This is a genomic window from Rhodococcus marinonascens NBRC 14363 (genome assembly GCF_001894885.1).
In the GTDB taxonomy this organism is placed as follows: Bacteria; Actinomycetota; Actinomycetes; order Mycobacteriales; family Mycobacteriaceae; genus Rhodococcus_F; species Rhodococcus_F marinonascens.
Genome location: NZ_BCXB01000015.1, coordinates 26,982 through 47,657 on the forward strand (window position 1 = coordinate 26,982; position 20,676 = coordinate 47,657).

The 20,676-nt window shown below is 63.5% G+C and carries 15 protein-coding genes; 10 read left to right on the forward strand and 5 right to left on the reverse strand.

Annotation, left to right across the window (positions count from 1 at the left end; genetic code table 11):
* The first annotated feature begins 409 nt into the window (after positions 1-409).
* Together RM2_RS12795 and katG are read left to right on the forward strand one after the other, a co-directional pair.
* The gene (locus RM2_RS12795; RefSeq protein WP_373863333.1) at positions 410-832 is read left to right on the forward strand and encodes a Fur family transcriptional regulator; all 423 of its coding nucleotides are present in this window, start codon (positions 410-412) and stop codon (positions 830-832) included.
* A gap of 65 nt (positions 833-897) precedes the next feature.
* Positions 898-3,123, forward strand: a complete 2,226-nt coding sequence (katG, locus tag RM2_RS12800; protein ID WP_072689812.1) for a catalase/peroxidase HPI — start codon at positions 898-900, stop codon at positions 3,121-3,123.
* 68 nt (positions 3,124-3,191) lie between these two features.
* On the opposite strand, the gene RM2_RS12805 is transcribed toward katG, so the two are convergent.
* Genes RM2_RS12805 through RM2_RS12815 form a run of 3 tightly spaced genes read right to left on the reverse strand, consistent with a single transcriptional unit; the run spans position 3,192 to position 5,608 of the window.
* A complete protein-coding gene (locus RM2_RS12805; RefSeq protein ID WP_072689814.1) occupies positions 3,192-4,469 on the reverse strand; it encodes a sensor histidine kinase in 1,278 nt (425 codons plus the stop codon).
* Positions 4,466-5,167 carry a response regulator transcription factor gene (locus tag RM2_RS12810; RefSeq protein ID WP_072689940.1) on the reverse strand — a complete coding sequence of 234 codons (702 nt, stop codon included), beginning with the start codon at positions 5,165-5,167 and terminating at the stop codon, positions 4,466-4,468. Before RM2_RS12810 ends, RM2_RS12805 begins: the two co-directional genes overlap by 4 nt.
* A gap of 21 nt (positions 5,168-5,188) precedes the next feature.
* Positions 5,189-5,608, reverse strand: coding sequence for a hypothetical protein (locus RM2_RS12815; RefSeq protein ID WP_072689816.1), 420 nt, complete (start codon positions 5,606-5,608; stop codon positions 5,189-5,191).
* Between the two features lie 519 nt (positions 5,609-6,127).
* Between RM2_RS12815 and RM2_RS12820 the strand changes: the two genes are divergently transcribed.
* Positions 6,128-10,798 (forward strand): hypothetical protein, encoded by a 4,671-nt coding sequence (locus tag RM2_RS12820; RefSeq protein WP_139277758.1) that lies wholly within the window; start codon positions 6,128-6,130, stop codon positions 10,796-10,798.
* A 160-nt stretch (positions 10,799-10,958) separates the two neighbouring features.
* Here RM2_RS12820 and RM2_RS12825 read toward each other — a convergent pair whose 3' ends face one another.
* Entirely contained in the window at positions 10,959-11,885 is a 927-nt protein-coding gene (locus RM2_RS12825) for an RNase H family protein (protein WP_072689821.1), read from the reverse strand.
* 156 nt (positions 11,886-12,041) lie between these two features.
* Here RM2_RS12825 and RM2_RS12830 point away from each other — a divergent pair, with 156 nt between their 5' ends.
* From RM2_RS12830 to RM2_RS12860, 7 genes are all read left to right on the forward strand, one after another.
* Entirely contained in the window at positions 12,042-14,120 is a 2,079-nt protein-coding gene (locus tag RM2_RS12830; protein ID WP_072689823.1) for a hypothetical protein, read from the forward strand.
* Positions 14,121-14,122: 2 nt separating this feature from the next.
* Positions 14,123-15,745: a class I SAM-dependent DNA methyltransferase gene (locus RM2_RS12835; protein WP_072689825.1), complete on the forward strand. Its 1,623-nt coding sequence runs from the start codon at positions 14,123-14,125 to the stop codon at positions 15,743-15,745.
* Positions 15,746-15,777: 32 nt separating this feature from the next.
* Positions 15,778-16,905: a restriction endonuclease subunit S gene (locus RM2_RS12840; RefSeq protein WP_084721773.1), complete on the forward strand. Its 1,128-nt coding sequence runs from the start codon at positions 15,778-15,780 to the stop codon at positions 16,903-16,905.
* Complete coding sequence (locus RM2_RS12845) at positions 16,902-17,231, forward strand: DUF6508 domain-containing protein (protein WP_072689827.1); 330 nt, start codon at positions 16,902-16,904, stop codon at positions 17,229-17,231. Before RM2_RS12840 ends, RM2_RS12845 begins: the two co-directional genes overlap by 4 nt.
* Positions 17,232-18,296, forward strand: a complete 1,065-nt coding sequence (locus RM2_RS12850) for a phospholipase D family protein (protein WP_072689829.1) — start codon at positions 17,232-17,234, stop codon at positions 18,294-18,296.
* 231 nt (positions 18,297-18,527) lie between these two features.
* Positions 18,528-19,289, forward strand: coding sequence for a PASTA domain-containing protein (locus RM2_RS12855; RefSeq protein ID WP_072689831.1), 762 nt, complete (start codon positions 18,528-18,530; stop codon positions 19,287-19,289).
* 40 nt (positions 19,290-19,329) lie between these two features.
* Positions 19,330-20,220, forward strand: coding sequence for a hypothetical protein (locus tag RM2_RS12860; protein ID WP_072689833.1), 891 nt, complete (start codon positions 19,330-19,332; stop codon positions 20,218-20,220).
* 110 nt (positions 20,221-20,330) lie between these two features.
* Here RM2_RS12860 and RM2_RS12865 read toward each other — a convergent pair whose 3' ends face one another.
* Positions 20,331-20,669, reverse strand: coding sequence for a hypothetical protein (locus RM2_RS12865; RefSeq protein ID WP_072689835.1), 339 nt, complete (start codon positions 20,667-20,669; stop codon positions 20,331-20,333).
* Positions 20,670-20,676: the final 7 nt, after the last annotated feature.

Genomic DNA, 20,676 nt, shown 5'->3' on the forward strand with positions numbered 1-20,676 from the left:
AATCTGGTGCAAGTGGTCTCGCCGATTCCGGCGGACGTCGGCTTACATGACTCGTCCTAGTCTCAACATCAGGTAAACTTTTGCGCTGAAACTTGATCCAACAAGTGTCCAAGTCTCCAGAAGGTGGACTGCGTAAGAAGAGTGGTTGCAGGAAATCGATGCATTTAGGCTGCGGTAATTACGGACTGTCGAGTGGGAACTGTAGCGGGCGACGGTAGCGACCGGCGGAAGAGTTCCGGTATGCCATGTTGCCGGTGTGCCATGTTGACGGAAATTCGCGGGGTGACGGCAGAGTGGTTCGATGTGCACCGGACAGCGTCAGTTGCGCATGAGCGGGGGCCGCGAGAATTGTTTGGACAAATTCTTGGCTGAGTCCAGAAAAGTGCGCCATAGTGGAGGGGTGCTGTCGATGTCGGAGTACGCGCAGTTGCTGCGTGGGGCTGAGCTTCGCGTGACCCGTCCGCGGGTCGCGGTGCTGGAGGCGGTGCATACGCGTCCGCATGCCGACACGGAGACGATTTTCGGAGAGGTGCGCACGGTTCTGGAGGGTGTGTCCCGGCAGACCGTGTATGACGTGCTTCATGCCGTGACGGCCGCGGGGTTGGTGCGGCGGATCCAGCCGTCCGGCTCCGTTGCTCGTTACGAGTCGCGGGTCGGAGACAATCACCACCACGTCATATGCCGGTCCTGTGGGGTCATTGCGGACGTCGACTGTGCCGTCGGCGAGGCGCCCTGTTTGACCGCGTCCTACGACAGCGGTTTCCTCATAGAGGAGGCCGAAGTCATCTACTGGGGTATGTGCCCCGACTGCGCGAGGTCACCCACGCGGTAGCCACACCAATGAGGCAGTCGCACCAATGATTAGTGCTCGATTCATCCACGCTCGGAAGGAATGCTGTGCCTGAGAACACCCGACCTGTTGAAGAGGCCCAAGCGGCGGGGAATGGTTGCCCAGTTGGGGCCGGTCGCTTCAAGTACCCCACTGAAGGTGGGGGGAACCCCGACTGGTGGCCGAATCAACTCAACCTGAGGATCCTCCAGAAGAACCCCGCCGTGGCCAATCCCATGGGCGAAGAATTCGACTACGCCGCCGAGTTCGCAACCGTTGACCTCGATGCTCTGAAGAGGGACATCGAGGAAGTGATGACGACCTCGCAGGAGTGGTGGCCCGCCGACTACGGCCACTACGGACCACTCTTCATCCGGATGGCGTGGCACGCCGCGGGCACGTACCGCATCAACGACGGTCGCGGAGGTGCGGGGGCAGGCATGCAGCGGTTCGCGCCTCTCAACAGCTGGCCCGACAACGCGAGCCTCGACAAGGCCCGCAGGCTGCTGTGGCCGGTCAAGAAGAAGTACGGCAAGAAGGTCTCGTGGGCCGATCTGATCGTCTTCTCCGGTAACTGTGCACTCGAGTCGATGGGTTTCGACACCTTCGGCTTCGGCGGCGGCCGAGTGGACCAGTGGGAGCCCGATGAGGACGTCTACTGGGGCCCGGAAACCACCTGGCTCGGCGACGAGCGTTACACCGGTGAGCGCGACCTCGAGAATCCGCTGGCCGCGGTACAGATGGGTCTGATCTACGTGAACCCGGAGGGGCCCAACGGCAACCCGGACCCCCTCGCCGCGGCGACGGACATCCGCGAGACGTTCCTTCGCATGGCGATGAACGACGTCGAGACAGCCGCGCTGATCGTGGGCGGCCATACCTTCGGCAAAACCCACGGCGCAGGCCCGGCCGATCTGGTCGGTCCCGAGCCGGAGGCCGCACCGCTGGAGCAGATGGGTCTCGGCTGGAAGAGTTCCTTCGGCAGCGGTGTTGGCAAGGACGCGATCACCAGCGGCATCGAGGTCGTGTGGACGCCGACCCCCACCAAGTGGGACAACACCTTCCTGGAGATCCTGTACGGCTACGAGTGGGAACTGACGAAGAGCCCCGCCGGCGCCCACCAGTGGGTCGCGAAGGACGGCGCCGGCGCGGGCACGATTCCCGACCCCTTCGACCCGTCGGTGAAGCGCGCCCCGACCATGCTGACGACCGACCTCTCCTTGCGGGTGGACCCGGTCTACGAGGGGATCACCCGCCGCTGGTTGGACCACCCGGAGGAGCTCGCCGAGGAGTTCTCCAAGGCGTGGTTCAAGCTGACCCACCGCGACATGGGGCCCGTCGCCCGCTACGTCGGGCCACTGGTTCCGCAGGAGACCCTGCTGTGGCAGGATCCCGTTCCCGCCGTGACGCACGACCTCGTCGGGGCATCCGACATCAAGGCACTGAAGAGCCAGATCTTGTCGTCGGGCCTGACCATCCCGCAACTCGTTTCGACAGCGTGGGCGGCGGCGTCCTCGCACCGCGGCGGCGACAAGCGCGGAGGTGCCAACGGCGGACGTATTCGCCTTCAACCGCAGAGCGGGTGGGAGGTCAACAGCCCCGATCAGCTCGCTCAGGTTGTGCGCACCTTGGAGGGGATCCAGGAATCGTTCAACTCCGCGCAGACCGGGAACACGAGGGTGTCGTTCGCTGATCTAGTGGTGCTTGGCGGGTGTGCAGCCGTGGAGCAGGCCGCCAAGAACGCCGGGCACGATGTGTTGGTGCCCTTCACTCCGGGACGCACCGACGCCACGCAGGAGCAGACCGACGTGGAGTCGTTCTCCGCACTCGAGCCCACTGCGGACGGCTTCCGCAACTACCTCGGGAAGGGCAACCCGCTACCGGCCGAGTACAAACTGATCGACAAGGCTAACCTGCTGACCCTGAGCGCTCCCGAGATGACAGTCCTCGTCGGTGGCCTGCGCGTCCTGGGCGCGAACCACAAGCAGTCGAAGCTGGGCGTCTTCACCTCGGCCGCCGAATCGTTGACGAACGATTTCTTCGTGAACGTGACCGACATGGGCACGAAGTGGGCGCCGACGTCTGCCGACGACGGCACCTACGAGGGTCGGGACCTCGCCACCGGTGAGGTGAAGTGGACCGGAAGTCGCGTCGACCTGGTCTTCGGTTCGAACTCGCAGCTGCGCGCTCTGTCCGAGGTGTATGCCGCTGACGATTCGCAGCAGAAGTTCGTGCAGGACTTCATCTCTGCGTGGGACAAGGTGATGAACCTCGACCGGTTCGACCTCGCCTGACCGTGATCTGACCCCGCACCCGGCGAGTTGATATTTCGCCGGGTGCGGAGGTCACTCGCAACAATGCGTCACCGTTGCACGGTCGCCGGCAGATCGAGTCGCAGCCGTGTACCGCCGAGTGGGCTGTCTGTCAGTTGGGCGGTGCCCCCGTGGAGCGATGCCTGCTGCGCGATGAGCGCGAGGCCGAGCCCGGATCCGTCTGGGTGAGCGGACGATCCTCGCGCGAATCGTTCGAACAGCGTCGCTCTCTCGTGCTCGGGAATGCCGATCCCGTTGTCGTCCACCGTAATCGTGCTGCCTTCGACACCGTTCCCAGCGACTGTGATCACGACCCGATCTGCGCGCCCGTGCCTGACCGCGTTCGTGATCGCGTTCTCGAGCACCAGGCGAAGCCCCGACGGCAGCCCGCGCATCGTCAGCGACTTCGGCGCTGACAATTCGATGGCCACGTCGGGCAGCCGCCGGGTCGCTTCCTGTATGCAGCGGTCGGCGAGTTCCACGAGGTCGAATTCTTCGTGATCGGAGGCTTGGAACAGTTCTCCTACGGCCAGGCTCTCGAGATCGGTGAGGGTCACCTCTATCTGCCGTTCCGTTGCACGGAGTTCGCCTAGTATCTCGGTACGTTGCTCGTCCGTGAGACGCATCGTTGCGAGGACTTCGAGGTCGGTGCGTATCGAGGTGAGGGGCGTGCGCAACTCGTGAGCCGACACTGCGGCGAAGTCGCGAGCCGCACCGAGTGCCTCTTGGGTTCGACTCTGGGCCTTACCTATTCGTTGGAGCATGAGTCGTATGGCATCGGCTAGTTCCTCCGCCTCGCGGGCCCCCCGGATATCCGGTAGCGCCGCAAGCGGCGCGTCGCCGACGTTGTGCGTGGCGGTGGCGAGGAGCTCGAGAGGTCGCACTGCCCGGCCGGCGAGTAGCCAGCCCAGACCGGCTGCCACGGCGATGGCCGCAAGCGAGATTCCCGCCACCTGCCACTGCCGTTCGCGAATTGCGCGACTGAGGGTGTCCGTAGGAACCGAGATCTCAACGTAAGTGCCATTGACGCCCGTGATGGGAACTTCTCGCAAGCGCACGTCTCTGCCGTCGACGACCTCCTTCCGCACCGAATCGTATGAGAGCGGTTCGTCCGGCGTGCCTGGTTCCACGAGGGTGAAATGCTGGGTCACCTCGGTGGGGGCGCTCAGCGACACCGAGTCGAGGGTGTTATCGAGTTGCTCGGACCCGTTGACTCGTAGGAAGACAGCGAATACAACACCGATCGCGGCGATGACGATGGTGGCGGCCAGCGCGGAGACCACTGCGACGCGGGCACGTAGCGACAGCGAGCGGCGGCGCGTGCTCACGGCTGCTCCCGCAACACGAACCCGACGCCGCGAACGGTGTGCAGCACCCGGGGCATCCCACCGGCCTCCAGCTTCTTTCGTAGATAGGTCACGAAGACGTCGACGACATTGGTGTCGGCGTCGAAGTCGTAACCCCACACCAGTTCCAGCAGTTGGACCCGGCTGAGCACGATCCGGGCGTTCTCCGCGAGAACCGCCAACAGGTCGAACTCCCGTTTGGTGAGTTCGACGCGTTCGCCGCCGACGTGGACGCGACGTCCCGGAAGGTCGACCTCGAGCGCACCGACCGTGACCGTTCCCGCCGGCGCGGAAACGCGGGGTGCCCGGCGCAACAGCGCACGGAGTCGAGCGGCCAGCTCGCCGAGTTCGAACGGTTTGGTGAGGTAGTCGTCGGCACCGGCCTCGAGTCCCGCGATCCTGTCACCGACGGTGCTGCGTGCGCTGAGCACGCAGACCGGAACGTCGTTGCCCATCGCCCGCAGCGCGGTGACCACACCGACGCCGTCGAGCACCGGCATGTTCACATCCAGCACGATTGCGTCCGGCCGGGACTCGGTGACAGCTCGGAGTGCGGAGGCTCCGTCGTCGGCGGTCTCGAGTTCGAAACCGGACAGTCGGAGCCCCCGCGTCAGAGAAGACAAGACCTTGGGGTCGTCGTCGACGAGCAGGATGCGGGCACTATCAGTCATTCGATCCATCATGCCTGCATCCACGGGCCGCTAGCAGGGGACGAGGGTGTAGGGGATCTCCGAGTCGGAGGAGATGATCGTGTAGGGCGTCCCCGGGTCGGAGGGGAGGGCTGTGTAGGGCAAGACGGTGCCGGCCTCACCGATCTCGGGGTACGTCCCGTAGTGCTCGGTTACGGCCCAGTCTTCGTACTCGGCTACAACCACGTCATCCCGGTCGATCTTCATGACAGTGCCGTCGCCCGGGGAGAGCTCCTTCTCCCAGAACTGGCAGCCTTCGGCGCCGTCGATCACTCTCGCGTGGGCAGGAGGGCCGATCGCCGTGGGGGAGCTGCTACCGATCGGATTCTGGGCCCAGGCGACGCCGGGAACCGCGATCGTGGCCGCACCGAGGCAGGCTGCGGCGATGGCGGTCCGGCGTCGGGCCGTGTTGCTGAAACTGGCAATTCTCATGGGTGAACTCCTCGTTCGTGTGGGCCTCCGTGGCTTCCACACCCAAGAAGTTATGTGCCCAAAACTGCGGTCCCATTGGTGGATTCTTAGAGATCGATGAGAATTGCGGTGACCCGTACAGGCGTGCTGGTGCCTTGATCCGCAACACCTTCCGCTACGCGTCATGCAGGTGCGGGGACGAGATGAGCCGGGATCCGCGGCCTGTCTACTGGTCTCTCAGTTGCAGGATTTTTGACGCTCGGAACGACGTCGACTGTGTCGGGTGGTCGCCTGCGGGATCGACATCGTCGGCGTGGCCGAGAGGTCTGTCGCCGTTGCGAGCCGCGGATCTGCGCCTGGCGAGTGCGGCATGCTAGGGGCCCGATCGGGGGACATCGCGTTGGTCCGTTAGGAGGCACGTTTGGGGGACATACGCGGGCCTGGTTCGCCGCGATGATTGTGTTCAGTTCTGGGGTCGGTACCTCCTGAGGATTGGTGCTACCAGAACTTTCTTGTTGTTTGCGAGTACGGAGTTCTCAGATGTTTCTGCGTTCACGAATCGTTGCCGGGGTAAGCACGATTGCCGTTGGGGTGGTGGCTGCCGTTGGGGTGGTGGCTGCCGGTGGTGGTCTCGCCCCGGTGGCCGGTCTCCGCGGGCACCGTTCGGTGCGCGCGGGTGACGACCAGATCCAGTTGGCGGGGCTGGCGATGGCTGGTGACAATGATTATCTGGTGTTGGCCGAGTTGAACACGAACTACGAGTTCGTGGGTCAGGATAGCAACTTAGCCAGCCTTTACGCCAGTAACCCCGACGCGGCGCAATTGTTTTTGGATTTGGCTGAGATGTCCGGTGCCGACCCGGGCATGGCAGGTGCTGTGCAAATGCAGATCAATGAGGCACCGAGCGACGGGGTGATAAAGACCGAGCCCGGTGGGAAGCAGTCCTTTCCCAGTGGTCCGCGCCCAGCGCACCCAGACGGTGCCCCCTCCATGGAGCAGATGCAAACCGACTATAAAGCCTTTATGGATGCCGGCGGGCAGGCTCGGGTGGCCGTGGAATCCGACACCTTCGCCGGTCCCCCGTTGAAGCTCAATACCCATGTGTATGCCAGTGCGACTCCGCTGGCGACTCTTCAGCCGTACGTGCCCGTGTTGAAGCCCGGTGTTTCCGATGACGTGATAAACAATTTCACCGGGAATACCCCGGGGCAGGAGAGTCCGTATAGCGATGAGGTTCACGGCAACGATCCGCTGGTGGATTCGTATGGGAATTCTCTGGGGAAGCTGGAGGATTCCGATAATGAGGCGCACCCTGAGAGGTTCCGCGATGCCTGGGTCGACGACGAGGGCAAAGACGTCTCCAATTCGTATGGCATCGAGCTGAACAATATCGGCAGGGATCTGTATTCGGCGCTGACCCGGTCGGTAGATGTGGGCAGCTTCGACGACAACCACGCGTTCGCGTTGGGCATGTTGAATGCGGTCACCCGTGCGGCTTTCGGGGTAACCGCCGACGGGACGGCGGAGTCGTCGGCGGTTACCGGGGAACAACACGATCAGGCCTCCACGGCGGGGGTGTTGAACACCGACGAGATAACGCAGGTGTTCGGCACACCGGACAGTAACTGGGCGTCGTTGACTGTGGAGGAGGCCAGGAAGCTAGCCGGTGATGATGCGGTACTGCTGAGTGAACCGCAGACCGTTGTTGCTCGCCAGGCGGTCACCGATTTCAGCAGATCGGCGTTCGGGTATGACACCCTCTATCACCAAACGGTGGTGGACTTGGGTCCCGTGGGAGTCGGGGGGGTGATGCACCCTCCGCAGCTCGGTGCCTTAGCGGCCCGGATGTTGGTGGCCAGCGGTGTGATGACCGCCGAGTACACCTCGATGATGCAGGCACACCAGGGTCAACCGTTCACCGATGCACAGATGACACAGGTGGGCGGGCTTGTCGATGGTCAGGATGCACCGCTGTCCCAAGCACAAGCGGCCCTGACGATCCCCGGCGACGACACCCTCAGCGACGAACAGGCCGGTGCGATCCGAGCCGCGAGGACCCGCAGCGCCTATGTCGCCGCGGTCGAGAACCTCGGCCCTGCTGAACAATCCATACTCATCAGAAACATCACCACTAAAGGAGGCCCGCGACCACAGGTTCCGCTGGCTGCTGCGCTGGCCGACCCCTATGAGGTCACCAACGCGATGAACACCCTCGGTGCCCTGGAAACGGCAGGGGCCGCACCCGAGGGCATCACCGACAAGCTCACCGCCGGGCTGAACGACCCCGACTACGTCATCTCCGGGGTCAACGCGCTACACACACTGGAAGAGGCGATCAGCGACCTAGGCGGTGAGGACCCGATCGGCGCGGCGACCGACAACCCGGAGGCGTTCAATGACGCGATCGCCGAGATCGGGTCCATGCAACCAACGCGTGATCCCGCGTTGGCACCGGATCAGCAAATCACCGCCGACGGGGACGGTCTGGCCGCTACCGCGCGCGAGAGCCTGCGCGCTGCGCAGGAGGGCGGCATCCTGCAGACCGCCCCGGACCGTGTGCTCGATGACTCCGACGGGTTCAACGACGCGATCGGCGCGGTCGCCACGATGGAAAACACCGGCGACAATCCCCCGGGCACCTACGCCTGGCTCGCTTCCAAGCTAGGTGACCCGGACCGTGTCAACGAGGCCCTGAGCGCGGTCGGCGTCCTCGAAGACGCCGGCGCCGGCCCTATTCGGATCCAAAACCTTTCCACCGGCGCGCAGGACGGCTTCACCGCGATCGCCGCGATCGATCCGCTGCCCGGGCCCATCGCCCGATTCCATACATGGCAGGCACTGGTCACCGCCAACGACGCGCAGAACATCATGTTCACCCTCAACGACGGCCAGCTGACCAGCGACGCGGAGATGGACCAGGTTTTCTCCGGGCTCAGCGAGCAGGAGGCCGCCGCGCAACACCCCGATGATGAGGTGTTCACCGACGCGCAGGCCCACGACCTAGGACAACAGGTCACCGACCAGCTGGCCCGCCGCCCGGAAAGCGATTTCGCAACCTCCGAGATCAATTTCTACGCCGCCCGAGAACTCCAGGTGATCTCCCATGCACTCGATGACCAGCCCCTCACCCCCGTGTGGCTGGCCCAGATCGAGGGCACCACCGATAGCGACTGGCTGCCCATGCCAGACGATGACGTCGTCGCCACATTCGGTGTCGAGCGCTCGGAGCTGCTGTCCGAGGACAAGGTCGCCGCCGCCGAGCAGGCTCGCAGTGATTACATCGCGTCCTACTACGCTGTCGGCGGCCCCTTCGCCTACGACAACTTCGACGGAGATCCAGATGCTTTCCACGATGCCCTCGAGCCGATTTTCGATGCCCACGATCTCCTGGCCACCGGAGACACCATCATCAATGACGAACTGATCACCGCATCCGCCCTTCTCGGCCGGTTGACACCGACCGCGCTGGCCCAGATTTTCTGGGGTTTCAGCCCCGAGGAGGCCACGCAACGCTTCGGCGAGGACGGGGTACTCACCGAGGACCAGGTCACCCAAGCCCAAGGTGAAGGCGACGTCGCTGTCGACCCCGACACCATCACCATCGACCCCGACGCCATGCACCTAGTACACAGCGCCTCGGCAGCCCTCGCCGGTGCCGCGTTCGGTCGCATCGGGCTCGCCCAGATCTTCTGGGGTCTTTTCGCCCCAGACGCCGACGTGGCCTTCGGTGAGGACGACGAAGCCGGTGCAGATGCCGAGCATCCCTTCGGTGACAACGCCGAACTCACCGATCCCCAACTCACCCAAACCCAAAACGCAGTCGCCGACGAAGCCCTGAACATGGTCTCTGCCGCCGGAAACGGAGACAGCAGCGGGGATAGCTTCGATACCACGGACATAATAATTGTCTCGGTTGGTGGCGTCTTCGCAATAGTTGGGGGTCTTCTCAGAGCACGGATAGCGGGGTGCTGCAGAACCGAGGAGGGCTCTGAAACCGAGGAGGGCGGAGGTTTTTTGACAGATTCAGAACTTGCACCACTCGAAGACGTACTCGATAGGATTTCCCGTAGCAACGATCCCGCAGGACTCGCGGAGCTGGGCCAGGAGCTCAATGATCTCATCGATCCACTCCAAGCAGCCCAAGGTGACGCGCTTGTAGAACTTATAGGACAATTAGTGGATGCGGACGATGACCTCATCGACGTTGCAAGGTCCGAGATTGCCTTGCGCAGTATGTTTGACGCGGGATTGCGGGATCTTAGATTTGTGTTGGAAGGCGATCCCAGTGCCGGGCAGGCCGCGGCCGCCGCGTTCCAGCAGGATCTTGATCTGGCTCGTCTCAATGTGACCGACCTTCAGCTATCCCAATATTTTCGGGGTATCGCTGGACTCAGAAATCCGGCAGCCCCACCCCCAGGCTTTGGCGAGAACCTTGTGATAGATGTAGCGGAGGGAGGACCCAGTGAACTTCAGGTTGCCCTGGATGCGGTCAGAAAATTAAAGGTTATCACGGACCGCTTTCCTGACGAAGCCCAAGTTTACAAGGATGCTGTGCGGTCTTATGAAGACTTCCTAGAAGACGTGCTAGGTCGTCAGGGTTTTATTTTTGACGGGAATCTAGAAGATTCGACATTTCGCGACGCGTACGCGCAGTTTCAACGCGTGTACCGGAACGATCCGCCCGCTTTGTCGGACGAGGAGAAAAGTGATGTTCCCGAGTTGTCACGCGAGGATGCTTACGAGGAAGCCCTTGACGAAGGCACGGACCGTATGCGGCAGGAACTTGCCGATTCCGATGCGGATCCCGAGCTCAGGGGCGTGGACTTCCTCGAAGATTCCGAATTCTTGCCTCCCGAAGCCCGACCAGCAGTCCGGGCTCTTCGGACCCAGCTCGACGCCGACCCCGATGGTGTAGACGGCGCAGTGGACGCGTTCAGGAATGCATCCACTGACCTTGATTCCGTTGAACCCGGAATTGATGATCTGCCCGTTAGCGCGCCGAACGTCAACGATGCCGCACTTGCGGATGCGGATCTCCTCGACCAAGGTGGCGTCATCGTCGATGAGGCTGCTGTTGAATCCGGGGATGCTGTTGACATTGTGAGCATTGAGGAACAGATTGAACAGGGGATCGCCGCACTTGCGGACGCTCTTACAACCGAAAGCTTTGCGGAAATCATCGCGATTATTGAGGGCCTGCTTGTTGAGTGAGCCGTGAGACTGCGCCGATCGATGTGCTGGGTCGGCTGACTCGACCACCGGTCACCAGCCAAACAGCATAGCCTGCGGATCATGTTGAGCCGATCCCACACGAGCGCGCCCTCGAGTCGAGATCGAGGGCGGTTCGTACGGGCGCGCTGCTGCTCGCGAATCAGGCCGCGCCGAGCAAGGGCTCGACGATCCGCTGGGCGATCGCCTGGCCGGTCTCGGTGGGGATACCGGACTCGTGGGCGCGACGCACTGCCAAGGCAAGCCGGTCAGCGGTCTCGTTCAGCAGGTGCCCGCTGTGTCCGCGAACCCACGACAGGCGGATCTCGCGGCCACGCATCGACTCCTGGATACGGTCCACCGCTGCCTTCACCCCACCCCCTGCACACAACGGTCGCGGTGCTTGCAGCACGCCGAGGTGCTGAAGTGAGGCCCGGCTGTCGGTGAGAATGTGCAGTCGGCGATCAGGGAACCGGGCAATGGCAAGCTCGATCGCGAGCAGTTCGCCCTCGAGAATCGTTGTGACGTTCGGGACCATCCTCTGATAGCGGACGCCGTCCTCGCTGACGCAAGCCACGCCGACTCCCCGGCGGTGCGACTTGGACGCGTCGGTGGCGACCGTCAGTTCCGGCAGCGCCGCGATCAGTTCGCGCTCGAGTTCCTCGCGTGCGGCCTCGCGCTCCTCGCGCGCGGCCTGACGTTCGCGGCTGTCGGCATCGAGGAGCTCAAGTGCCGCGCGCGTGAGATCCAAGACCGCACCGCGCGCGACCCCGACGATCGTCACCGACGGGAATGCGTCCACAACGGCGCTGATCTCCTTGCGGAGGGTGTTCTCGTTGATGTGGAGGAGGATAGGCTCCGACGCCGCGTCCGAGATCTCGAGGAGCAGTGCGAAGGCATTCAGCCCCGCGCCGTAGTGGGACGCATTGCTCGAGTCTTCGTGGACGAACAGTCGTGTCTCAACTGCGCCGTCGGCGTGCCATGCGACGACTGCGCGGGCCAGTTCGACTCGGACACTATGGTTTCGGCGAGTGTGGATCACTGCGAGCAACTGCGTCTCCTTCTGGTCGAGGTTCGAGGCATTGGACACACTGCCTGATATCCACGACAAGAACAATGGATAACGTTGATACCCCCGGTTATCAACAGATCATCGAACCTGGTTCGCCTACCGATTCTTCGATCGGCTAGATTCCTCGGGCGGCCACAGATTGGGGACGTAGACAACGAGAAGGGAGTGCGACACGTGCGGCAGACCGACTCGTCGTCGACGCTCCTACTCACCAAGCGGGATATCGCGGCCCTCGCGCAGGTGCAGCGTCCGGTAGTCACGACGTGGGCGAAGCGGTTCCGCAGCGGCGATCTTCCCTTTCCCTGCCCGGTCACCGTCGACGGTCGGACCGCGAAGTTCGACGCCGACGAGGTCGTCGCGTGGGTCCAGGCGCGCGGGTTGGGCAACAACGACGCGTTCGCCCGTGACATTGCTATGCACGCGGCGTTCGAGCACTCCTCCGGCGTGGATCCGGTCGTGTTCGCCGACGGCATCACGGCCCTGCTCTGTGTCAAGTCACTGCTCGGTGAGCAATTGGGGGAGCTCGATCCGGACGCTCTGCTCGACGAGGTCGATGAACTCGACCCGGACGACGAGTTCCTCTGCTCCGAGGTCGACGCGCTGGGCGATCACCTTGCAATGGTCGCCGCGCACGTCGATCGGATGGCCGACGCCGCGTTCACCCCGGACCGTGCGTTCGAAGCGCTGATGGCCAGGAGATTCCGGGAAGGGTGGTCGGCTCTTGCCGACACCACACTCACAGCCGGTGCCCTGACATTGTGCGCGCGGGTGGGCGCGGCATTGGCAGTGGGCGAACATCCACTGTTCGTCGATCCAGCCCCGGACAGTACGGATCTGCTCGTCACACTTCGGGAGTTGCTGCCCGAGTACAGCGATCTGACTCTCATGACCGGGGCGTCGAATACCGCGGGCGCACGACTGGCGCGGCGGAGGCTGGCCGTGCATCGGGCGGAGCGAATCCCACCGCCGGACAGCGGGTTCGGTGACAGATTGAGCCTCGACCGGCCGGCGATGTTCCTGATGCAGTACCCGTCGCCGTCGACGATCGACTACACCGACGGTCAGATGCTGGGCGAGATCGACAACATCGCCATGCAGATGGGGCCGGGCCACCGGGCGGCGATTATCGGTCCGGCCGGCGGGCTCGTCGACCAACTGCGTGATCGCGAGTGCGAGTCGATCCGCTCGGGGCTGCTCCGATCCGGCCATCTGCGCGCCGCGATCCGGCTGCCGGAAGGGCTGCTGCCCGCGCGCCCCGGCCTGTCGATGGCACTGTGGGTTCTCGGCGCAGTCGACAATTCGGTACCCGCGACCGACCGCCATATCGTGCTGGCCGATCTCGGTGCCGTCGAACTGTCCGACGACGTGATCCACGGCGTGTTGGCCGACGTCACAGCCGCGATGGGGTCGTCGGGAGCGGTGCGGGCGCACGCGTTCCGGTTCGGTTATGCGCGTCGGACGTCGGATCTTCTGGCGGAGGCCGGTAGGCTGACCGCGTTGCCACGCGTCCACCGTCTGCGGCCGAATCCCGCGGAGATCGCCGCGCAGGTTCTCGAACTGGTGGGTGCCGCCGACGTCGCCGCTGCCGGAGTCGAGGCGGGACTGGACCTGCGGGTCGAATATCGGGACCCCGACGGCAGGCGGGTGATGACCGCCGGCGAGCTGGCGGACGCCAAGGAACTGCGCGTGGTGTCGGGGAACCGCCTCGATGCCGACGACATCGAACCGGGTGGCACCGTGCCGGTGATCGGCGTGGACGAGGTGTCGGGGCGCTGTGCGGTCGGTAGCAGGGGGATCGACCGACTGACGTTCACCGCGAAGTACGCCAGCGGCCGCTACACCGCGCCGGGCGACATCGTCTTCTGCACCGGTTCGGCGTTCGGTGCCCTGGTGGATCACGAGGGCGCATCGGTGGTGCAATGGCCCGCACGGATCCTACGCATCGCGGATCCTCAGATGTCGGGGCTGATCCCGGAACTCGCTGCCCGACAAATTCGTTCGCGAGGCCCTGCAGAGAAGCCGTCCGGTGCGATCCGTGGCGGGTCGGCGTGGCGACAGTGGGAGATTCCACGGGTGCGCCCGGACGATGTGGCCGAGGTCACCGCCGCACTGGCCGACCTACGGGCCCGCCGCGCCGCCGCCAGCGCGCTGCTCGACACCCTCGAAGACTTGACCACCACGCTGGCGGACGGAGTGGCGCACGGTGCGCTCACCGTTACGCCGTCACCCGAGACCGTCACAGAGAAAGGCTGACGATGCCCCCGAGGAAGAATGCCATGAAGGACACAGTTTCCGCGCCGTCGACGATGAAGGAACTGAAGGACACGCTGTGGAAGGCCGCGGACAAACTGCGCGGCTCCATGGATGCCTCCCAGTACAAGGACGTGATCCTGGGCTTGGTGTTCCTCAAGTACGTCTCCGACGCGTTCGACGAGCGCCGCGAGCAGATCCGTGCGGAACTGCTCGCGGAGGAGATGAACGAGGAGCAGATCGCGACGTTGATCGACGATGAAGACGAGTATGTAGGCAGCAGCGTGTTCTGGGTGCCGGAGACGGCACGGTGGTCATTCCTCGCGGAGAACGCGAAGGGCATTCAGGAAGATCTGGGCGTCGAGGGACAGACGGTCGGCGAGCTGATCGACACCGCGATGCGCGAGCTGATGAAGACCAATTCGACTCTTGCGGGCACCCTTCCGACGATCTTCAACCGCGACAGTGTCGACCAGCGCCGTCTCGGCGAACTGATCGACCTGCTGGGCGACACCCGGTTCACCGGTCACGGCGCGACGAGGGCCCGGGATCTGCTGGGTGAAGTGTACGAGTACTTCCTCGAGAAGTTCGCGCGCGCCGAGGGCAAGCGGGGCGGCGAGTTCTACACGCCCGCCGGTGTGGTGCGGGTGCTGGTCGAGATACTCGAGCCGTACAGCGGTCGGGTGTATGACCCGTGCTGCGGTTCGGGTGGCATGTTCGTGCAGACGGAGAAGTTCATCGAACGGCACGGCGGCAACCCGACTGAGGTGGCCGTGTACGGGCAGGAGTTGAACGAGCGCACGTGGCGGATGGCGAAGATGAACCTCGCCATCCACGGACTCACCGGCAATCTGGGGGACCGGTGGGAAGACACGTTCGCGCAGGACAAGCACCCGGATCTGTTGGCGGACTATGTCCTTGCCAATCCGCCGTTCAACATCAAGGATTGGACCCGCAAGGAAGACGACAGGCGCTGGAAGTTCGGTGTTCCGCCGGCGGGCAACGCGAACTACGCGTGGATCCAGCACATCATCTCGAAGCTGTCCGAGCGCGGCAGCGCCGGTGTCGTCATGGCGAACGGGTCGATGTCGTCGAACTCCGGTGGTGAGGGCGATATTCGCGCACGGTTGGTCGAGGCCGATCTGGTGTCGTGCATGATCGCGCTGCCGACGCAGTTGTTCCGCAGCACCGGCATTCCGGTGTGCGTGTGGTTCTTCGCGAAAGACAAGGCCGTCGGTCCGAAGGGCAAGATCGACCGCCAGGGGCAGGTGCTGTTCATCGATGCCCGCAACCTGGGCTACATGGTCGATCGCGCCGAACGAGCCCTGAGCGACGACGACATCGCCAAGATCGCGGGCACGTTCCATGCCTGGCGTGGAATGGAATCCGCGAGCGGAGTCGAGTACGCCGACGAACCGGGCTTCTGCTACTCGGCCACACTGGCGGAGATCAAAGAGTCGGACTACGCGCTCACGCCGGGTCGCTACGTCGGCGCCGCACCGATCGAGGACGACGGTGAACCGATCGCGGAAAAGCTGGAGCGGTTGACGAAGGAGCTCTACGAGCAGTTCGACGAGTCTGCGCGGTTGCAGGCTGTCGTACGTGAGCAGTTGAGGAGGGTGCTGTGAAGCATGAGACGGTATCTCTTGAATCCGTCTGCATGGCGATCGTCGACTGCGAGCACAAGACGGCACCGATCGACGAGAGTGGCGACTACTTTGCAGTCGGGACGCCAGCCATGCGTGATGGCGTGATCGACTATTCGCAGGCGAGAAGGATTTCACGCGACACCTTTGATGCCTGGACACGCCGAATGCGTCCGAAGACTGGGGACCTATTGTTCGCGAGGGAGGCCCCGGTTGGACCGATCGTGAGGGTTCCGGATGAGGAGAACGTCGCGCCCGGACAGCGCACCGTCTTGTTGCGGCCCGACGCCGAACGTGTCAATTCCGAGTACCTATTCTATCTACTCGGGTCTCGCGCTATGCAGCGTCAGTTCCATGAACGTGCTGCCGGTTCAACGGTTTTGCACCTGAACGTAGCTGATGTCAGGACATTCAAACTTGCAGCGCTACCGACAATTGCCGAGCAACGAGCCATCGCCGAGATCCTCGGCGCCCTCGACGACAAGATCGCCGCGAACCGAAAGCTCATACGTACTGCGGACGCGTTGGCCCTGACGTTGGTTCGGTCGCGTCTCTCCGATTCGGCGACGGTGGCAGTTTCGGAAGTTGCCCTTGTGACGATGGGGCAGTCTCCGCCCGGCGAGTCCTTCAATGAGGAGGGAAACGGTACTGTCTTCTATCAGGGTAACCGTGACTTTGGATTCCGATCTCCGACGAATCGTCTCTGGACGGTCGACCCGAAACGTATGGCACAGGCCGGCGATACGTTGATGAGTGTTCGAGCGCCAGTTGGCGAATTGAACGTTGCTACTGAACCGACTTGTATTGGTCGTGGCCTTGCCTCACTTCGTTCGGAGGTCGGTCAGCCCTCGATCCTGTTTCACACGTTGAAGGCATCATCGCGTCTGTGGGAGCCATTCGAAAGCGGTGGCACGGTCTTCGGCTCAATTAACGGGAAGGAACTGAATAACCTGCAAATTCCGGTCTGCGAAGGCAACCTCGAGGAGCTCGAAACAGGCCTTTCGGAACTTGATTCGGTCGTCCGCTCGGCGGAGGCCGAGTCGCAAACCCTTGCTGTAACTCGCGACGCCCTCCTCCCACGCCTGATGTCCGGCGAACTCCGAGTCCGCGACGCGGAGCGCCAGGTCGAGGAGATGCTGTGATCGACGAGAGTCGGACGGGCGCAGACCAATTTGCCGACATTGAATCTCCGCTCATCGGCGAGGCCGCCGGATTCTTTCACGACCACAACCTGATCGTCGCCGGTTTCGACTGGGCTGCCTGGGAAGGGGGCCGGGACCTACTGAATCTGCGCGGCATTCGGAACCTTGCCCCGCATCTCGGTTCCGCCGAGGTCCTCGGGATGATCACCAGCAACATCGGTGTCGACCGCACCTCGGCATGGGCCACCGGTCGCGCTCTCGAGGATGGGTCGCTGCCCCCGCTTTTCGAGCGTCTGCTCGACTTCCAACCGAAAGCAGGCCACTGAATGTCCGACGTACTCGGTGACCGCACCGCACGGGTCATTGCAGGTCGGAGCATATGGGACGAACTAACCCCTCTGCTCGCGCCCTATTCAACGTCGATCACCGCTGCCGTCGCTTACGTGGGCAGCGGTGCGTCGACCATCCTGGGTCTTCAACGTGGATCCGCGATTATCGTCGACGCCGACCGGAAAACGGTTCGGTCCGGCTCGACCGACCCGCGTGTCTTGCTCGACTGGGTCAAAGCGGGTGTCAAGGTTTACTCGCTGAAGGGATTGCACGCCAAGATGATCTTGGCTGAAGCGGTCGGCGCCGAACACGACGCGTTCGCAGTCATTGGATCGGCAAACCTGTCGCAGTCGTCGGCTACGCGACTGTTCGAATCGGTAGCCCTCGCCGACGGAGAATGCCTCGAGGAGGTCCGTATTGCGCTGATCAAATTGAACAGAGAGGCAACACCGCTCAAACAGGCCGCGCTCGAGAATCTCATTGCAGATTTCGGTATCGATCGAACCACGCCACCGGACGACGAGGACGTTGACGAAGTCGGGGTTGAATCCGATGGTGAAGACGAGGTCGAGCCCGATTACGACAGCGAGAGACCCACGCGCCCGAGGCTCCTGCACCTATGCACGCTGGCCCGGGACGTCGATGTGACGGAAGAGGCAGTGGACCTGGCCGACAGACTTTCCGAGGAGTACGGGATCGTCGACAACCTCGACTACCGGATCGACATGTTCTGTGGGGTCGGCGCGGACTCGGTGATGTACGGCAAGGACGAGTACATCATCGCCGTCGACGGCACCAAGAACGGTCGTCCCCGCCGAACCGGGGCCGTCAACGAACCTGGCAGGCTCGTCCACACCTATCCCGACGATTTCGCCTCGCCACCCCGTCGGTACTACTACCTCCTCGTACAGAGATCCAAGTTCGAGGTAACCGTGCCTGACATCGAATCGGCGTTCGAGCCCCTGGGGGAGAGGCCGAACTTCCGTGGAAAGTATGTGCGCACGGCCTTCGTCGGTGCGCTACTCGATCTCTGGCCCGACCTCGAGTACAAAGAAATCTGACGAACAGCGTCGCAGATTGCGACCGGCCCGGTCCGCTGGTCACGGAATCAAGGGGCCGGCTTTACGGGCACCTACTCTGTCGGCGAGGTTTGGGCCAATGACGGAGTGGGTTCTCACGAACCGACTCTGCGAAGGAGCGCCCGTCGGAGTCCATCGAAATGTCGGTGGTTTCTGCCGCAATCGCATCCAGTCGGCGGGCATCGCCCCATACCTTGGTACACCAGGAGCAACATGAACATCATCCGCCCCTATCTCCGAGTCGTCGCCGGCTTCTTCGCCGCATTGTTTACCTGGATGGCGATCGACGGCGTCATCCAACTCGACATCGGTTTGGCCGTGATCGGCCTTCTGCTCGCTGGGGGGCTGTGGTACCTGGCAGTCGGCGGGCCGATTCGCGATCATCTTGCTCGCGTCAAGGCCGAGAGCGATGCCCTCGCCGCCAGGGCACAGGCCGGCCACGAGGCGTTCCTGACAGGAGACACGACGGCAGCATTCACACTCCCGCCCAAGCCACCAGCAAGGAAGCCCGTCCGGAAGGGCGTCGTCGCCGCGTCCCTCGTCGCCGTCACACTGCTTCTGATAGCCATCCTGGGCGACACCAGCGGTGGAACCGACGAAGCATCATCCGAGTCGCCGTCCAGCACTGCCGTGACGCCGGAGCCCACAACTCCGCCGGTGGCGATGCCGGTTGCCCCCGCCGTGCAGGACCTGAACACCGAGCAGTCCGTGGCACCGTCGACCGCCTCCACCTCGACGCCCGTGGCGCTCATGCCGAACGTCACGTGCATGAATTTGCAGGCCGCTCAAGACACGATCCAGGAAGCCGGCGTCTTCTACTCCCGCAGCCAGGACGCAACAGGCAAGGGGCGTGTGCAATTATCCGATCGCAACTGGGTGGTCGTCGAGCAGAACCCGGCACCGGGGGCTCTGATCGAGGAGGGTGACGCCATGCTGTCCGTCGTCAAGTCCGGAGAGCCCGGCGACTGCTCCTAACTCGGCATCGAGTGCATCCAACGCTTGGAGACGATCTGAATTGACCACGCCAACAGACAAGCTCGACAGCCTGCTGCAGACGGCTAGGGCGGCAGCGAAAAAGCTGGCAGACGAACTCGAGTACGCGCTCGAACTCGTCCGCGAAGAGGAATCCCTCGAAGTCGACCTCCAGCAACTCGTACTGAACTGGAACCGCGCCCGCACCGAACTGGCGATGGCGGTGTTCGGGGAGTCCACCCTCCCGGCCGGCGGCCTGAATGCCTGTGAGACAGCGATTACGGACAGTCGGCGAGTCGCCGACCTCGAAACCGAGATCGAAGGGGCGCGAGTCGCGCTTCGTTACCTCGAGCAGTCGCCAGACGGTCTCACGGATTCCCTCTCCGGCCTGCTCGCCGGCACGCGCGCTCAGGTGGCAGCGCTCGAGTCCGAACTGGCTCGGATCAATACGGTGTCCGTCGCCAAAGCAACACCCGCGCCGACGCGCGAAAACCCTCCTGCGGCCGCCGCATCGACGACGAAGCCGGAGCCCGCTCCCGAGCCGATGCAGGTGATCGATCGGGGTCCCCGACGATGCGGAGTCTGTCACGAGAACAGCAAGGTTCAGGAGTTCGAGGACGGTTGGCGGTGCGAGACTTGTCTACGTCTCGAGGAGGAGATTGCTTCCGCTCGAAGGTCTTTGGCAGGGTTGAACGCGAAGCCACTCGACTGTGAAGTCCCGCGCGAAGTCGCAGGCGTCGCCACGATCCGTACTGAAGGTCGCGCGGCACTACACGCGCTGGCGTCCCGTAGGCGGCCAGCGTCCGCCACCTCGCAGCAACAGGTGCCGGCGCCTCCCCGCAAGCGGGCCCAGAAGGGTTCCTCCACACGAGTGAAGCGACCACCGACGCCCACCTTCGATGATCTCAGGCAACGGTGGAACCCGCGGTCCTGAGCGATCCCCACCTGCACTCGTTCGCAACATTGCATGCGTGTCGGCGTCATGAAGTTGTCGTGATCCTTCGCGTCCTGTGCCCTACTTGTGTGGCGGCTCCGCTGAGGTCGTCAGGGTGTGCCACAGCCACAGGTACATCCGCTCATGTGTGGGTTGCCTGTTTGGGACCAGCCCAGCGGAATAGGGGGGATTTGGTCTCCGAAGGTCAGCGGCGTAGACAACCCGCGGTCGATGACCGACTGCCATGCGTCTCGATACTTCGTGACGAATTGTTCCGAAGTGAGATTGACGATGCCGAGATCTGCGAACTCCTGGACAGTCATCGCTCCGTTCGAATCATTGGTGTATGACCAGACAATTGCGGCTCGCTGCCACTTCTTCGCGACTGCGAACGTGGCGAGGGCATCCTGCGGATGGGGGATGCGGTCGGTCGTCGGGGAAATAAGCATGGGACCT